Source organism: Ruminococcus sp. 5_1_39BFAA (assembly GCF_964240875.1).
Lineage (GTDB): Bacteria > Bacillota > Clostridia > Lachnospirales > Lachnospiraceae > Blautia_A.
On the sequence record NZ_CAXSVO010000003.1, the window covers coordinates 246,322 to 262,794 of the forward strand.

The window sequence follows — 16,473 nt, forward strand, 5'->3', positions numbered from 1 at the left end:
CTTGTTTTTTTGGTATAATAACATTATTAAATATAGTTAATGTGATGAAAAAAGCAGACAAAAGCGAATGAAATAAGTAGAAGGGAAGGTGGTGAGTACGAAAAAAATGTAAATAAAGCAAATGACTGATTTCTACCCTACTTGCAGTGGAATTAATATTTAGTATGTGCTATGTTCCAATACAGGCAAACGAAAATTCATCAGATATTGTTATTCTTGATGATGGATACGAAATCGGAGATGGGGAAGTAAGCGATTGGGTTAAGTTTATTGACTATGATGGGCAAACTGCCGTTTTAAAAACAATAGTAACCAGCGATAACCATTCCTATATTATTTCAGAAAAATCTGGGCAGACCAAATGCAGCAGCGGAGGTGAGATTAACTACAAGAAATATATTTTTGATTTACTCCATCCGCAAAACACGGTTCCTCATGCCAGCAACCAGCCCGTTATCACACCTTATGGCTCAGAAATCACTGGCTCACAATATAAGCATGTACGAATAGCCGATGCCATAGTTGAACTCAATACCGAAGATATGGCTGCTTTAGGTTTCATGGGAGTGGAAGCTGTAATTGAACTGTTCGAAAAAAAATGAATGTACCGACGAAAGTAATGCTCAAAATCATTAATGGTGCTGCGCAACTGCTGTCAGATGTTCCGGATAGAATGGTAATAACTACCGTAACATATGAAGTAATGATCAAAGACCATACAGGAAAATATTCCTACTATACACACTGTTATCACGTTCAATATCTCTGTTACTATTCAGATGGAATAGTAGCCGAAAATGATTATTATCAATCTGTAGGAGGGTGAAAATGGAAAAAAAATTTATAAACCGCGCCATTTCCTTGCTGTTCACTATTTCAGAGCTTACTAAATTTTGGTGCACAAAATCTTCTAACGTACATGATGCTGGCATTTTTCTGATAATAGTGACAGCCATAGAGATAGCAATTTATTGCTGCCTTATTGCTATCTCTTATAAATCAGGATATAAGAAACTGGTTCAGGAAGGTTTCTTACTGGCAACGGGAGGTATAATGCTTTCTATTCTTCACTATTATAAATATTACAACTGACAATTACCAATCGTATTCTGCGGACAGATAAAAGCGAAATGTTTGAAGCCCTTTCCCTAATGAATTTTAGCATAAATCTTCTCATTTGATAATAGGATATACAAAGTAACAGTTCAGCTAGGGGAGGCGCATACCATGAGTTCCAAAACCAAAATCATTGTGTTACATATGAAGGAAGTGGTGTACACCATCATTTTTCTGATCCTTGCCATTCTTCTGGGCGTGCTCATCTTTTTTATGTTCGGACCGGGCAAAAGCATGGCAACGTCCGGCAGCGTTTCCGGCAAATATATGCCAGGGATCTACCGATCGTCTATCACCTTAAACAGCAACACCTTTGATGTGGAGGTGGCTGTGGAAGCGGACCGGATCAAGTCCATTGATCTTGTAAACCTGAGCGAAAGCACTCAGGCCATGTTTCCCCTCATGGAGCCTGCCCTGGAATCTCTTGCAAGCCAGATCTACACCAGCCAGTCCCTGGAAAATATCGAATATTCCAGCGACCGGAAATACACCTCCATGGTTCTTTTGAGCGCCATAGAAGACGCGCTGAAAAAGGCGGAGAACCCCTGAAGTTCCCCGCCTTTTCCTGTATACCGTTATCTGTTCAACGTATTTCTTCCAATTCCTCCATCCATATGGCAGCGCTGGCGTCGCTTGGCATCCGCAGATCGCCTCTCGGAGAGAGCGCCACGCTTCCCACCTTCGGTCCGTCCGGCAGACAGGAGCGCTTAAACTGCTGGGCGAAAAACCTGCGGTAAAAGGTTTTCAGCCAGTTCAAAATCGTCGCTTTATCATAGCGCCCTTCAAATGTCCGGCAGGCAATGCGATAAATCTTTTTCGGTTCAAACCCTGCGCGGAGCATATAGTACAGATAAAAGTCGTGAAGCTCATATGGTCCCACAAGATCCTCTGTTTTCTGGGCGATCTGACCGTTTTCCGGCGGCAGAAGCTCCGGGCTTACCGGTGTGTCCAGAATGTCCAGAAGCACCTCCTGGAGCCTGGCATCCCCGCAGGTATCGGCATAGTAACGGACAAGATGGCGCACCAGTGTTTTCGGCACCGACGCATTTACGCCATACATGGACATATGATCGCCATTGTAGGTAGCCCATCCAAGAGCCAGCTCAGACAAATCGCCTGTTCCCACTAAAATAGCCCCTTCCTGGTTTGCCATATCCATCAGGATCTGGGTTCTCTCACGCGCCTGGCTGTTTTCGTAGGTCACGTCGTGTACCTCCGGGTCATGTCCGATGTCGCGGAAATGGATGCTGACCGCCTCTTTGATGTTTACCTCGGAAAGCTTTGCGCCAAGGCATTGGCTTAATTTGCAGGCATTCTGATAGGTTCTGTCCGTAGTTCCGAAGCATGGCATGGTAATGCAGTGGATCTGGTTTCTGGGAGCGCCCATGATATCAAAGGTGCGGGCAATAACCAGCAGCGCCAGCGTAGAATCAAGACCGCCTGACAGTCCCACAGTGGCTTTGCTGCTGTGAACGTGCTCCAGACGTTTTTTGAGTCCCATTGCCTGGATATTCAGGATTTCTTCACACCGCATGTCCCGTTCTTCCTTCACGGAAGGTACGAAGGGATTGGGATCAAAAATCCTTGTCAGCTTTGTCTCTTCTATTTCTGTTTCAAAAGGGATCACTTCGTAGCCGCTGCTGTCAGCCGGGGGATAGGTGGAAATCCTCCGCCTTTCATCCGCCAGCCTCTGTACGTCGATTTCCCCGTAAATCACACTGTTGCGGAAGCGCTTTCCCTCAGCAAGCGTAACGCCATTTTCCGCAATCATGTTCTGTCCGCCGAAAACAAGGTCCTGGGAGGACTCTCCCTCTCCTGCTGTGGCGTAAACATAGCCGCCGATCAGTCTTGCCGACTGTCCGGATACAAGGCTTCTTCTGTAGGAATCCTTTCCTACCATCTCATCGCTGGCAGAGAGATTTACGATAATGTGTGCTCCCGCCTGGGCATGAGATACGCTTGGCGGATCCGGTACCCACAGATCCTCACAGATTTCCGCTGCTACCGTAAATTCCGGAATATCCTCACACGCAAACATAAGGCATGTTCCGAAAGGAATCTCTTCCTCTCCCACTTTGTGATAGTCAAAATCGTCTGTCCCTGCTGTAAAATGACGCTGCTCATAAAATTCATTATAATTCGGCAGATGCGTCTTAGGCACAAAGCCAAGGATACTGCCTCGATTCAGCACGGCTGCCACATTATACAGCCTGCCGTTATGGCGCATGGGCAGACCTACAAACACCAGCGCATCCACTTCCTCTGTATATGCTGTGAGTTCCAGCAGGCTTTCCCATGCACTGTCAAGAAGCCTTCTCTGCAGAAACAAATCCTGACAGGTATATCCGGTGATACACAGCTCCGGGAACACCATCACTTTCACGTGCTCCTTTTTCATTTCATTCATGAGACGCTTAATCTCCTGTGTGTTTGCACGGCAGTCTGCCACGGTAATCTTCGGTGTGGCGGCTCCCACTTTGATAAATCCCTGTTTCATGCTCCTACTCCTTATTTACATTTTCTGAGAATCTCTTTTAGCTCTTCCACAGTAAAGGTATAATTTGTGTTGCAGAAATGGCAGTTCAGTTCCACCGGCTTGCCTTCCTGGATCATCTCATTTAATTCCTTGCGTCCAATGCTGATCAGGGCTTTTTCCACGCGGCTCTTGCTGCAGTTGCAGTAAAACTGTGTTGGAACCCGGTCGTTGATCTCTACGTCAAAACCATCCAGGACCGTCTCCAGCAGGCTTTCCGGCGTATGCCCCTCTTCCAGAAGGCTGGTGACAGAGCTGATCTTTGCAACGTTCTGTTCAAGCCGTGAAATCACGGATTCCTCCGCAAAAGGCATGAGCTGTACAATAAATCCCCCTGCCTGACGCACCGTGTTATTTTTATTCATCAGGACTCCCAGGCCAACGGCAGAAGGCACCTGCTCACTGGTTGCAAAATAGTAGGTCAGGTCCTCCGCAATCTCGCTTGTCTGAAGGGCAACCTGTCCCAGATAAGGCTCTTTCATTCCCATGTCTTTGATAACGTTCATAAAGCCCACGCCCACAGCGCCGGCCACATCCAGCTTTCCTTTGCTGTTAGCGGGAATGCACACGTCCGGATTGCCTACATAGCCTTTTACATTTCCCTGGGAATCTGCGGTCACCGTAATGCCCTGTAAGGGACCGCCCGCCTTAATCTGCAGGGTCAGCACGTCCTTTTCCCCTTTCATCATGGTGCCCATCATGGCTCCTCCGGTGAGAAGCCGTCCCAATGCGGCAGTGGCCACCGGGCTTGTATTATGATCTTTTCTTGCAGTCTCCACCAGATCTGTGGTAACTGCGGCAAAAGCACGGATCTGTCTGTTTGCCGCAACTGCACGTATAATATAATCGCTCATTTTTATTCTCCTCCATCCTGTTTTTTGCCATGTTCTCTCGCGATAAAGGTCAGTCTTCCGCTGTCTGACGCCGGTGGCTCCAAAGTGTAGGCATCATATAGTTCCAGCAGCTCCAGTCCTGCTTTTGTAAGCAGCTCCTTTATTTTCTCTGCCGGGTACGCTCTCTGGCAGTGAACCTCCTCACATTTCTCGTACAGACCGTCCTCTCTTGGCAAAAACAGCGCCAGCTCATATACATTTATCCCTGTTTCCGGATCATAACTGTTTTCCCAGATAAAGCTGCCTTCCTCGCGATTCTCCGCAATGGTGGTATCCCCCAGCATTTCCTGATATTTATATATTGTGTTCATATCAAAGATAAAAATACCGCCCGGGTCAAGATAGTTGTTTACCAGGGTAAAAACCTGCAAAAGCTCCTGCTCTTCCGTTATATAGTTCAGGCTGTCGCAGACGCTTACCACTGCACGTACTGTACCGTACAGCTCAAACTCCTGCATATCCTGCAGCAGATACAAAATATCATGACCGGACTCTGTCTTCTTTTCCATTGCCTCTGCCAGCATTTCCTCAGAGTTGTCCACGCCGATCATATCGTAGCCTTTCTCAGCCAAAAGCTCTGTGACGATTCCTGTGCCGCAGCCAAGCTCCAGCACCAGGCCATCCTCAATGCCGTATTCCCGAAGACGCTCTTCCAAATAATCCGTCCATTCCCCGTAATCAATATTGTCCTGGAAAATATCGTAAACAGAAGCAAAAGCTCCGTATGCCTCCATATTATCCATCTAATCCCTCCAGATATGCCGCATATTTTGCACAGCTATCATACCATATTATGGTAGATTTTCCAACAAAAACGTGATACTTTCCGCGGGAATGAACCAGGCGGCTGCGATTTACGCAGCCGCCTTATCATTGTAGCTTATCCGTTTCTGTTAAGTCCTGTTATTCTACGGGCATGTAGTATACATCAGCGCCCTCACCGTGCCAGTAATAGTCTACGTCATTCTGGTCGTAAACGTCCTCATTGTTGGCAAAGCGGTATGTGTTTCCATCGAAGTCCTTCCAGTTTCCGCTTCCGTCTGGGGTGATAACAAGAGGATGTCCATCAGAGTTACGGTAAATGGTTCTGGTCTGGCTGGTGTCGGTAAGCTGTGCTGCCGTAAAGCCAGCAGAATTTCCATAGGTGCCGTCATCTGCGGAGCCGTTGGAGGAACTACTGTCAGCAGGTGTTGTTCCTTCTGTTGTACCTTCAGTGCCGGTTCCTGCGGTATTGTCTCCTGCCGCAGCACCGTCTGCAGTATTACCATCTGCAGTTCCATCCGTAACAGGAGCTGCTGCCTTCAGAGTGGACTCACCTGCCATCTGGAAGGAATCCACAGCAGTCTGAATGCCTGCCAGAGAAGCATCATCCACTACAGATCCGCAGATATTGTAATACTCGCTGTCATTTGCAAAAATCTTATTCACTGCGTATGCATAACCGCCGCTCTTTTCGGTATCCATATATTTCACTGTGTAGGAATAAACGCCTACGCCATTCACATCGTTAGCCGTATAGTTCTGGATCTCAAAGTCAGTTCCCTGGGTCATATCATTTGCCTGCTCCAAGGATACAGCCAGATCCTGGGTATTTGGGATCACTGCGGAAGACATGTCCTCCTCTCCCTGACCGTGAAGAATGAGGATTTTTCCCTGCTCCGGAGATTCAAAGCTTACCATATCAGCTTCATCGGTCTTGTTTGACCAGGTGGCATCCGGAAGCTTGATCGCAATTGCTCCTGTGCTGGATGTATATGTGGTGTCCTGTACATCAGGCGCGATGGTTGGTTCCGGGGTCGGTGTTGCAGTGGGCTCCGGACTCGGAGTGGTTTCATCTACTACTACCTGCTCCTCCGGTTCATCTCCGTCAAAAATGCAGCCTGTGGCAGCACAGGAAAGAGTTACTGTTATGGCTAAGATCGCTAAAATCCGTTTGTTCTTCATAGTATCCTCCTTATTTCGCAACTGCTCGGTCACCTTCACAATTGCCTTCGTTAGTTTCATATCCATCAGACTATATTTTACAATTTTATTACAAACCTGTCAATGTTTTTCCCAGTATGCTTTCTAAATTTCTTGTGAACTTATTATAAACTTTATGGGCAAAAATTATTCAAATTTAATATTTTCGTGACAAACCTTTCCTGTTTATTATAGCATAGGATGTCATACTTTTGTAAAATTTATTTTCCTCTTTTTTCCAACTGCAGGTCTGTATAATCATACATATGGAGTCTGTGCAGGGCACGGGTGGCTGCAATATATCTTCCCTGTCTTGCCAATGCTGTGGTATCCCACGCCGGAAACAGGGAAAATACCTGGTCAAATTCCAGACCCTTTGCCAGATAAAATGTAGTAACGGTCAGACCTTTGCGGAAGCTTGTGCTGTCCCTGTGTAGGTATGAAAAACGGTTTTCCGTATCAAAACCGGCTGCCGCAAGCATTTCCTTTAAAAGTGCCGCTGCAAGGTCTGCCTCCTGCCTGGTGCGCAGAATCACTGCCGCTGTCTCATACTCGTCCTCTCCCAGAGAAAGCTTTTTCACAATTTCCTTCAACGCACCTTCCATGGCTGCAAAATTCTGTTCCTCCACAGGCTCGCCGTGACGTTCAAACAAGTCCATGTCTGTAATCCCTGCAAGGCTGTTTGCATAGGAAGCAATCTCCACCGTATTCCGATAGCTTTTATTCATCACGATTTTTCGGATATCCCTGCCGAAAATCCCGGGCAGGAAGGTAAGCACATCCTGATGCTCTTCTTCCATCGTCTGTGCCTTATCGCCCAGGATAGTCATACGGCATGAAAACATCCTGCGCAGGATAAGATACTGCAGACGTGAATAGTCCTGCATTTCATCCACCACCAGATGCTTGATTCCGGTGTGACCGCTTTGGCTCAGCAATCTGTATTTCAGATAAAGCACCGGGTAGACATCCTCATAGCGAAGTTTTCTCTTTTCCAGAGGTTCATCGGGCAGTACAGGGTAGCCTTCCTCCTGAAGAAACCAATTGTACAGAATGTAAAGATCTCTTGTCTCGTACATGCTCATGAATTTTCCCATCACAAGCTCCCGTTCCTCCTCTGCCAGGTCTGCTCCCCGCAGTGTTTCCACTTCATCAATAAAATATTCTGCAACAGCTTCCATGCGTGAAAGAAGCGGGATATCTGTAAATTTAAAATAAAACATCTCTATAATATCCTCCTCTTTTTTGCAATAGCCTTTGTATTCCACATCGCGGAAGTTCATAAGCTCGTCCTCAAGCCTGGTAAGGAAGCCTTCCAGTCTGTTCAAAAATTCCCCGGACTGTTTTTCCCGGTAAAGATCAGGAAGCTCAGGAAGATTCAGTGTTCGCTCAATCTGATCGTAGCGATCCTCGCAGTCGGAAACTGTGTCCTTTAGCTGGCGATAGGCAAACAGGTCAAAGCTCATTTCCCGGATGTTTTCCTCTCCCAATTCAGGAAGAATATGGGAGATATAATCTGCAAAAATACTGTTCGGCGACAGGATCAGTATATTGGAGGATTTCAGATTTTTCCTGTCATGGTATAAAAGGTAGGCGATGCGGTGCAGGGCAATGGAGGTTTTTCCGCTTCCTGCTGCCCCCTGAATGACCATAATTCTGTCCTTTGTGTTGCGGATGATGGCATTTTGCTCCTTCTGGATGGTACGGATGATGTTTTTCAGCGCAACAGTGCCATTGCTGCCAAGCTCTGCCATAAGGATCTCATCGTCAATTTTTACATCACTTTCGAACTGATAGATCATACGGCCCCGGCGGATCTTATACTGCCATTTGGAAGTGATTTCCCCTGTCAACTCACCAAGGGGCGCCTCGTAGGAAGCCGGGCCTTTGTCGTAATCGTAAAAGAGTCCGCTTACCGGCGCACGCCAGTCATAGACAAGCGGGACTTTTCCGGCGCTTTCTGCAAAATTTCCGATTCCAATATAAAATGTTTCCGGCTCTTCATCGCCGTCATACAGAAAGTCCACTCTGCCGAAGAATGGGGAGTCCTGCATTTTTTTGAATCTTCGTTTCAGGTGAAGCTGCTGTTCGTTTGCATTTATCTGATGGAGCAGGGCCTGCTGGTTATCAAAATTTTCATAACCGTACTGGTCCATCTCCGTGTAATTTTCCCAGTAGTATTCGTTCATTTCCTCAATCTCTTTCTGTCCGTCTGCAATAGACAGACTGATCTCTGAGATTCGGGCCTGAAGCTTTTCCAGGACATATGCCAGGTATTCTTTTCCGTCTTTGTTATTTATCATCATGATAAAAACTCTCCAATCCTGCTGCTGTTTTGAAAATTTGCTCTAATATTATAACCTACTTTTTGAAAAAAGTATAGCATGACGTTGCCAATGCAAAGAACCTGCTGGTTACTGTACCACTACGGAAGGTACGCCTTCGGCATAGAAGCTCCTTATTCATACTTAAACATCAAAAACGAGGATACGCACATAGTTCGCATCCCCGCTTAAGCTATTATTCATCCTGATTCGTATGATGTTTCAATTTTTCCAGTTCTTTTTTCAGCCGTTCCAATTCCTGTTCCGCTCTGTCAGCGCGTTGGCGTTCCCGTTCTGTGTTCACCCGCTCTTCCTTCATTCCCTGGCGGATGAGCATCTCTTCACGCTCGGCTATCTTCATATATTCCAATGACACCTCCCTGTCATGCTTTACTGTTTCCACCATTTTGTGGATGCCACGCAAGCTCTCGTTCTGGGCATTTTCTTTTTTCGTGTCTTCCATATAGTGAAGCAACTGGCGTAATTCTTCCGGCGGGTTTCCCCTTTTTCCTTTTGTGTAAAGGAACAGGGTTCTGGCTCCTCCAGATAAACATCAAGCCGTGCGCCGTGCTTATCTGTATTGCTTCCGTAATAAACCTTCTGCGGTATTACTTTTAGCTTCCCGAAGTCTCTTTGGAAAATCACCTTCAATAGCTCCCTCATGAATTTTTCTCCGATTTCAGGATATGTCACCATGGAACCAAATAAAAAATCATCCAATAGATTCAGTTCTTCCAGTTTTCTTCTTGGCATGTCAGTTCCTCCTCTCTTTTTGGTCGGAAAGAAGAGATGACTATGCTTTGGAATTATTTGCCATTTCACTGCTTTCCGCCATATTTTTCTATTCTCATATGGGGAATTAGCAGCCGAACGGCTTAGAATTTTCCCAGATATGTAATTATATTCTAACAGGGCTGTTAGCTTATGTCAACAAATACGCAAAAAGAAAAGGCCGCCAATATTGTCTTATCCTGGCTGCCTTTTCTCTTTATTCAATCACGGTTGATATCTGATTACTCCGCTACGGCTCAGCTATTTTTTAATCTTAATTCCCTTGGGTGCGCTTGCTGTACCGGCAATCTTTTTACCTTTTACTTTTCCGTAGGGAACCACCTTATAATAATAAGTTTTCTTTTTTACCAGCTTTGTATTTGTAAAGCTGGTGGTTTTTGCTGATGTGATGGTTTTGATTTTTTTGTATTTTCCATTTTTCTTTGTAGCGCGATAAATATAATAGCCGGATGCGCCTTTTGTTTTCTTCCAGGTTATCGTGGCTGTTTTACTCTTTTTGTTTTTTACGGTAACCGATGTTGTCAGGCTTGCTGTCTTGCCATTGGCATCAGAACTGCTGTAAATGGTAGTACCGTTTACTTTGCGGTAAGCTTTTACCGTATAGGTATATTTATACCCGGCCTTTACATTTGTATCTTTATATGCTAAAGATGTTGTTGTTTTTACCAGCTTCCATACACCAGAATCTATTTTTCGATATACCTGATAGCCGGAGGCTTCATTCACCTTGTTCCATTTCACTGTAATTGAGCTGTAGGAAGGAGTTGCGCTTGCAAGCTTCGGAGTCTCTACTGTGTTTGGAGCCGGCGTAGATGTTGCGGTCGGCATTGGGGTTGCCGTTGGCATCGGCGTTGCAGTCGGCGTCGGCGTTACCGTTGGGGTCGGCGTTTCAGTCGGCATCGGCGTTGCAGTTGGGGTTGGAGTCACTGTTGCAGTTGGGGTTGGCGTCACTGTTGCCGTCGGCACTGGTGTTGGCGTTGACGTTGGCACTGCCGTCGGTGTCGCAGTCGGCTTTGGCGTTGGCGTTAACGTCGGCCTTGGGGTTGGCGTTGCGGTCGGCTTTGGCGTTGGCGTTGACGTCGGCCTTGGGGTTGGCGTTGCGGTCGGCTTTGGCGTTGGCGTTGGCATATCCGGCTCATTCAGAGTAATAGGCACCAGACTGTCAGCATCAGTTGGAGATGCTTTCGCAGACATCACATAGCCGCCGTTTTGATAGGCAAATCCATAAATACGTACATCCGTCAATGTCGGAGCTGCCACTTCCCGCTTGTTTGCGCCATCCAAATCCATTCTGTAAATCTTGGTAGGCGTATTGTAATACAGCTTTCCATTCCTCATCACCAGCTTACTGAAGCATCCTCTCCAGTAATAACCCGCCTCTTCCAAATCAGGCCATTTTTCTGCACATGTGTCAATGGTAACAGCCGTATTGTCGGATATTTTCCGGTGCTGGATCTCCCCTGTATCCTTCACAATATAATACCATTCACCATTCAGGTACCATATACCGGTTCTAATCCCAGTCCAAAAAGCATTAGCGTATGTCTCAGAAACAGCCGTATTGCTTGCGGTCCATCCATGATGTGTCTGACCGCCCTCATAAAGGCTGGCTGTTTCCATGGCACTGTCACTCAGCATAAAAAATACATGATAGCACTGTCCCAGCGTATCTTTAACCGGATCATCCCAGGTGGTATCTACGTGATACCACTGTCCGTCGATTTTCACAAGGTTCCAGCCGTGATTCATTTCATCACTGGCAATATACTCGCTCTCAATACCGCATTCATTCAAAAGAAGCTTATAAGCAAGCGCATACCCCTGACACACAGCAGTTTTATTCACCAAAGTTCCCTCTGCCGTATAATCTGCCATGGGAATGGTGCCATTCAAATAATTGTCATAATCATACGCTGTATTCAGTACCAAATAATCATGAAGTGCCAGAGCCTTTTCCAGGTCGCTCATACTGCTGCTCACGCAGGCAAGAGCCTCCTCTACTGCCTGATCAAAGGCCGCTGTGTCTTCCGCTTGTGCCTGAGGCTCATTGTCCAGCGAATAAGCCATGATCTGACCGCCCTGATAAAGCAGGACCGCCATTCCATTTTCCGTGACACACGCATCAAAGGTTGCCCAATAATACTCCGGATGCTGGTTCAAAAACAGCATCACCACATCGGAAATCTGATCTGCCGGAATAGAAAGTCCAGAAATATCATATGGTGAAGCTTCTGATTCCAGACAGGCGATCAGCCCATTTTCCCATTCCTCAGTCAAAACAACATCTGTCTCCTTCGGGCAAATAGCACCCTCCTGGATAATACCCTCATGAGAAAGGATCACCACATCATCCTCTTCTTCCTCATCGGCGCCATCGCTGAAGTAGACATTGTCCTCTGTTTCCATCTCCTCTTCTGCCAGAAATTCCGCATCCACCGTATCTTCTCCGCTTTCAGTGAAGGCTTCTTCTGTCAGAATTTCCTCTTCCAAAACAGAGCTTTCCTCTGCCCCGTCTGTAAAATCCGCCTCAGAGAACACATCCGCAGAATCCTCCTGCACATCCATTCCCATGGCGCTGGCCTGCATTCCCGTAAAAACAAGAGCTGTACTAAGAAGTAATGCCAGAATTCTCTTTCGCTTTCCCATAACTTTTCCTCCTGGATGGATTTTTGATTCCCACGGCAAAGCCGCTGTTTTATATTAAGTTTATTATAAATTCCGGCTGTTTTCAATTATAACTTTTATTCACTAAAGGAAAAAAGCTTTCAGATTCATAACAAACCCGAAAGCTTTTTTCATATTTATGCTGTCTCAGCCTTTTCAAACTGACTGTTGTAGAGTTCCGCATAGAACCCTTTCCTTGCAAGCAGTTCCTTGTGGCTCCCCTGCTCGATAATGTCGCCGTCCTTCATGACAAGGATCAGATCCGCATCCTTGATGGTGGAGAGACGGTGGGCGATCACAAAGCTGGTTCTTCCCTTCATCAGATTATCCATTGCCTTCTGAATCCTCATCTCTGTTCTGGTATCCACCGATGAAGTTGCCTCATCCAGGATCAGGATCTTATTATCTGCAAGAATGGCTCTGGCAATAGTCAGAAGCTGTTTCTGTCCCTGAGAAATATTGCTGGTTTCCTCGTCCAGAACCATGTCATACCCGCCTGGCTGCTGCATGATAAAGTTATGGATGTGCGCGGCCTTCGCTGCAGCGATGACCTCCTCGTCCGTAGCGTCCAGCCTTCCGTACCGGATGTTTTCCATGATCGTACCGGAAAACAGCCAGGTGTCCTGCAGCACCATGCCGAACATCTCCCGAAGCTTGCTCCTGTCAAAATCCTTTACATTATGCCCATCCACCTTGATGGCACCGCTGTTTACATCATAGAATCTCATCAGGAGCTTCACCATGGTAGTCTTTCCGGCTCCGGTTGGACCTACAATGGCAATTTTCTGACCATCCTGCACATTAGCAGAAAAATCGTGAATGATGATCTTATTGGGATTATATCCAAAGCTTACATGCTCAAACTGCACATCTCCGGACAGTTCTTCGATATTAACCGGATTCTCTGCTTTGACATCCTCTTCCTCCTCATCCAGGAACTCAAACACACGCTCTGACGCTGCTGCGGAAGACTGCAGAAGGTTTGTCACCTGCGCGATCTGCTGGATTGGCTGCGTAAAGTTTCGGATATACTGGAAAAAGGACTGGATCTCACCAATTTCAATGACTCCCTTGACAGCAAATACACCGCCCAGTAAAGCCACCATCACATATCCAAGATTTCCCACAAACTGCATGACTGGCATCATAATGCCTGAGAAAAACTGTGACTTCCAGGCCGACTCGTAAAGCTTCTGATTATCTCTTTCAAACTCTTTGATTGCATCCTGCTCTTTATTAAACACTTTGACCACATCATGACCGCCAAAGTTTTCCTCAATCTGTCCGTTGACCTCACCCAGATATTTCTGCTGGTCCCGGAAGTATTTCTGCGAATGCTTCATCACCGTACTGATGATGGCCATGGACAGCGGCAAAATCAGCAGTGCCGCCAAAGTCATCCACACGTTAATAGAAAGCATCATCACAAATACACCGATCAGCGTTGTCACAGACGTGATAAGCTGGGTGATACTCTGGTTCAGGCTCATCTGCAGAGTGTCCACATCGTTTGTTACTCTGGAAAGGATTTCGCCGTTTGTCCTGCTCTCAAAGTAATTCAGCGGAAGGCGGCTGATTTTTTTGGAAATATCTTTTCTCAGATTATAGGTGACATCATTGGATATCCCTGACATCACATATCCCTGGATAAATGTAAAACATGCGCTTGCCAGATACAGTGCCATGGTCCATATCAGAATCTGACCGATTTTTCCGAAATCAATACTACCTGTTCCGTTTACCTTTGCCACAAGACCGTTAAACAGCTCCGTGGTCGCTTTCCCCAGGATCTTAGGCCCTACAATATTAAAAATCGTACCTGCGATAGCAAACACAAACATCAGTCCAAAGCGGAATTTGTACCGTCCCATATACTGAAACAGTCTGCCCATGGCCCCCTTGAAGTCCTTGGCTTTTTCACCCGGCTGCATTCCCCGGCCATGTCCCATGGGGCCTCTTCTTTTTGTCTCACTCATGCCAATTCCTCCTCTGATAACTGTGACATTGCGATCTGGCGGTAAACCTCACAGTTCTTCATCAAATCCTTATGAGTTCCGATTCCTGCCATATGACCGTCATCCAGCACAATGATCTGGTCTGCATTTAAAATCGTACTGATACGCTGCGCCACAATAATGGTGGTTGCATCCTTTGTATGCTGCTTCAGGGCTTTTCTCAGGCTGCTGTCTGTCTTAAAGTCAAGTGCGGAAAAGCTGTCGTCAAAAATAAAGATTTCAGGTTTCTTTGCAATGGCTCTCGCAATAGACAAACGCTGCTTTTGTCCGCCAGATACGTTGGTTCCGCCCTGTGCGATGGGAGCATGATATCCCTGGTGTTTCGCCTCAATAAAATCTGTAGACTGTGCGACCATTGCAGCCTCTTTCACCTCTTCTTCCGAGATATCTGTCTTTCCATACCGGATATTAGAATCAATGGTTCCCGAGAAAAGTACGCCTTTCTGCGGAACATAACCAAGCTTATCACGAAGCTCATTCTGTGACATGTTTCTGACATCCACACCGTCCACCTTCACACTGCCCTTTGTAACATCATAAAATCTTGGGATCAGATTTACCAGGGTACTCTTACCGCTTCCCGTACTTCCGATAACGGCAACCGTCTGTCCCTTTTCGGCCTTAAAGCTGATGTCCGTGAGAACGTTTTCCCCGGCATCCGGATAGGCAAACGTAACATGGTCAAATTCCACGGTACCCTTTGCAGCTTCCAAAGGATGCTCGGGATTTTCCGGGTCATTGATAGTGCCAGTGGTCTCCAGAATCTCATTGATACGCAAGGCTGCCACGTTTGCTCTTGGAAGCATGATGGACATGGCTGTAATCAGCAGGAAGGACATTATGATCTGCATTGCATACTGGATAAATGCCATCATATTTCCTACCTGCATGGTTCCGTTGTCAACACCATGGGCGCCGAAATACACAATCGTAATGGAAACGCCGTTCATGATCAGCATCATCACCGGCATCATGAATGTCATACAGCGGTTTACAAACAGGTTCGTCTTTGTCAGGTCTGTATTTGCCTTTTCAAACCGCTCCTCCTCATGCTTTTCACGGCTGAAAGCACGGATAACAGGAATCCCGGTGAGGATTTCCCTTGTCACAAGGTTCAGACGATCTATCAGGGTCTGCAGCTTTGTAAATTTCGGCATGGCAATCCGGAAAAGAAGCAGGATCACCAGCAGGATCAGAGCTACAGCCACAGCCAGGATCCAGGTCATGGAGGAATCTGTCTGCAAAACCTTTATGACACCTCCGATTCCCAGAATCGGCGCATACAGCACGATTCGGAACATCATGGTCATAACCTGCTGTACCTGCTGCACGTCATTGGTACACCGCGTGATCAGGGATGCGGTGGAAAATTTATGATATTCATTGCTGGAGAAGCTGATGACCTTGCAGTACACGCTGTTTCGCAGGTCATGCCCCAGGGCAGCCGCCACTCTGGCGGAAAGAAAAGTCACGCTGACCGATGCCAGCATGATCACAAATGCCATGAGGATCATCTGCAGACCGGAATTCATAATATATTTCATCTGCAGGCTGTCTACATCCACTCCCATCTCCTCATACTCAGCCCGCACCACATTTACGGCGGACTGTGTTAGGATAGATTCCGGCATACTGTCAAGCTTTTCGCTCACTCCCTGCATCATCATATCTCTGGCTGCCTGCGGCATAATCGCCAGAGCTTCCATAGTATCTGTCCCTTCAGGAAGCTTCATCCGGGAAAGCATTGCCTGGCTTTCTTCGGTTTCAGCAGTCATTCCGTAATACATCATCATTGGTTTGCTGAGAGCCGTGTTCAGCGTCTCTCTTTGCTCCCGGGAAATATCGTTTTTCAAAACGTACTGATCTCCGTCCAGCGTATAGGCGCCAGACACCAGTTCTTTTGCATCCTCGTCCATAAAAAGCTCCAGACTTTCCAAAGATGACTGGCGGATTTTCTCAGGCACTCCATCCTCAATACCCTTCTGCTGGATACCGACATTGATAATCTTGGACGTATAATCCGGCAGGGAAAGGTCACAATAAGCCTGTAAAAACAAAAGACCTATGATCAGGATTATATAGCCTGCTGATTTTTTCAGATACTTCATCAGTTTAATCATTGCTGTGTCCTTCTTTCTTGATTTTTTGTTTCTGCTTTGCAAATCGCACCGCGT

The 16,473-nt window shown here is 46.5% G+C and carries 13 protein-coding genes; 3 read left to right on the top strand and 10 right to left on the bottom strand.

The genetic code is table 11. From position 1 onward, the window contains the following. Window positions 1–164 precede the first annotated feature (164 nt). From ACESZH_RS06125 to ACESZH_RS06135, 3 genes are all read left to right on the top strand, one after another. On the top strand, window positions 165–602 hold the full coding sequence (locus ACESZH_RS06125; protein ID WP_373213144.1) for a hypothetical protein: 438 nt from the start codon (window positions 165–167) through the stop codon (window positions 600–602). A 226-nt stretch (window positions 603–828) separates the two neighbouring features. After that, a complete protein-coding gene (locus ACESZH_RS06130; protein ID WP_373213142.1) occupies window positions 829–1,092 on the top strand; it encodes a hypothetical protein in 264 nt (87 codons plus the stop codon). A 135-nt stretch (window positions 1,093–1,227) separates the two neighbouring features. After that, window positions 1,228–1,665, top strand: coding sequence for a hypothetical protein (locus ACESZH_RS06135; RefSeq protein ID WP_373213141.1), 438 nt, complete (start codon window positions 1,228–1,230; stop codon window positions 1,663–1,665). Between the two features lie 34 nt (window positions 1,666–1,699). On the opposite strand, the gene ACESZH_RS06140 is transcribed toward ACESZH_RS06135, so the two are convergent. From ACESZH_RS06140 to ACESZH_RS06185, 10 genes are all read right to left on the bottom strand, one after another. Next, a complete protein-coding gene (locus ACESZH_RS06140; protein ID WP_373213138.1) occupies window positions 1,700–3,613 on the bottom strand; it encodes an NAD(+) synthase in 1,914 nt (637 codons plus the stop codon). 11 nt (window positions 3,614–3,624) lie between these two features. Next, window positions 3,625–4,503 (bottom strand): Hsp33 family molecular chaperone HslO, encoded by an 879-nt coding sequence (gene hslO / locus ACESZH_RS06145; protein ID WP_373213135.1) that lies wholly within the window; start codon window positions 4,501–4,503, stop codon window positions 3,625–3,627. 2 nt (window positions 4,504–4,505) lie between these two features. After that, window positions 4,506–5,276: a class I SAM-dependent methyltransferase gene (locus ACESZH_RS06150; protein WP_373213680.1), complete on the bottom strand. Its 771-nt coding sequence runs from the start codon at window positions 5,274–5,276 to the stop codon at window positions 4,506–4,508. Between the two features lie 169 nt (window positions 5,277–5,445). Then, the gene (locus ACESZH_RS06155; protein WP_373213132.1) at window positions 5,446–6,486 is read right to left on the bottom strand and encodes a hypothetical protein; all 1,041 of its coding nucleotides are present in this window, start codon (window positions 6,484–6,486) and stop codon (window positions 5,446–5,448) included. 239 nt (window positions 6,487–6,725) lie between these two features. After that, complete coding sequence (locus ACESZH_RS06160) at window positions 6,726–8,810, bottom strand: UvrD-helicase domain-containing protein (RefSeq protein ID WP_373213129.1); 2,085 nt, start codon at window positions 8,808–8,810, stop codon at window positions 6,726–6,728. A gap of 214 nt (window positions 8,811–9,024) precedes the next feature. After that, complete coding sequence (locus tag ACESZH_RS06165; RefSeq protein ID WP_373213127.1) at window positions 9,025–9,198, bottom strand: hypothetical protein; 174 nt, start codon at window positions 9,196–9,198, stop codon at window positions 9,025–9,027. A gap of 20 nt (window positions 9,199–9,218) precedes the next feature. Next, window positions 9,219–9,581 (bottom strand): hypothetical protein, encoded by a 363-nt coding sequence (locus ACESZH_RS06170; protein WP_373213125.1) that lies wholly within the window; start codon window positions 9,579–9,581, stop codon window positions 9,219–9,221. A 279-nt stretch (window positions 9,582–9,860) separates the two neighbouring features. Then, on the bottom strand, window positions 9,861–12,266 hold the full coding sequence (locus tag ACESZH_RS06175) for a transglutaminase domain-containing protein (RefSeq protein ID WP_373213123.1): 2,406 nt from the start codon (window positions 12,264–12,266) through the stop codon (window positions 9,861–9,863). Between the two features lie 155 nt (window positions 12,267–12,421). Then, window positions 12,422–14,260 (bottom strand): ABC transporter ATP-binding protein, encoded by a 1,839-nt coding sequence (locus tag ACESZH_RS06180; RefSeq protein ID WP_373213122.1) that lies wholly within the window; start codon window positions 14,258–14,260, stop codon window positions 12,422–12,424. Further along, complete coding sequence (locus tag ACESZH_RS06185) at window positions 14,257–16,419, bottom strand: ABC transporter ATP-binding protein (protein WP_373213120.1); 2,163 nt, start codon at window positions 16,417–16,419, stop codon at window positions 14,257–14,259. Before ACESZH_RS06185 ends, ACESZH_RS06180 begins: the two co-directional genes overlap by 4 nt. Window positions 16,420–16,473 lie beyond the last annotated feature (54 nt).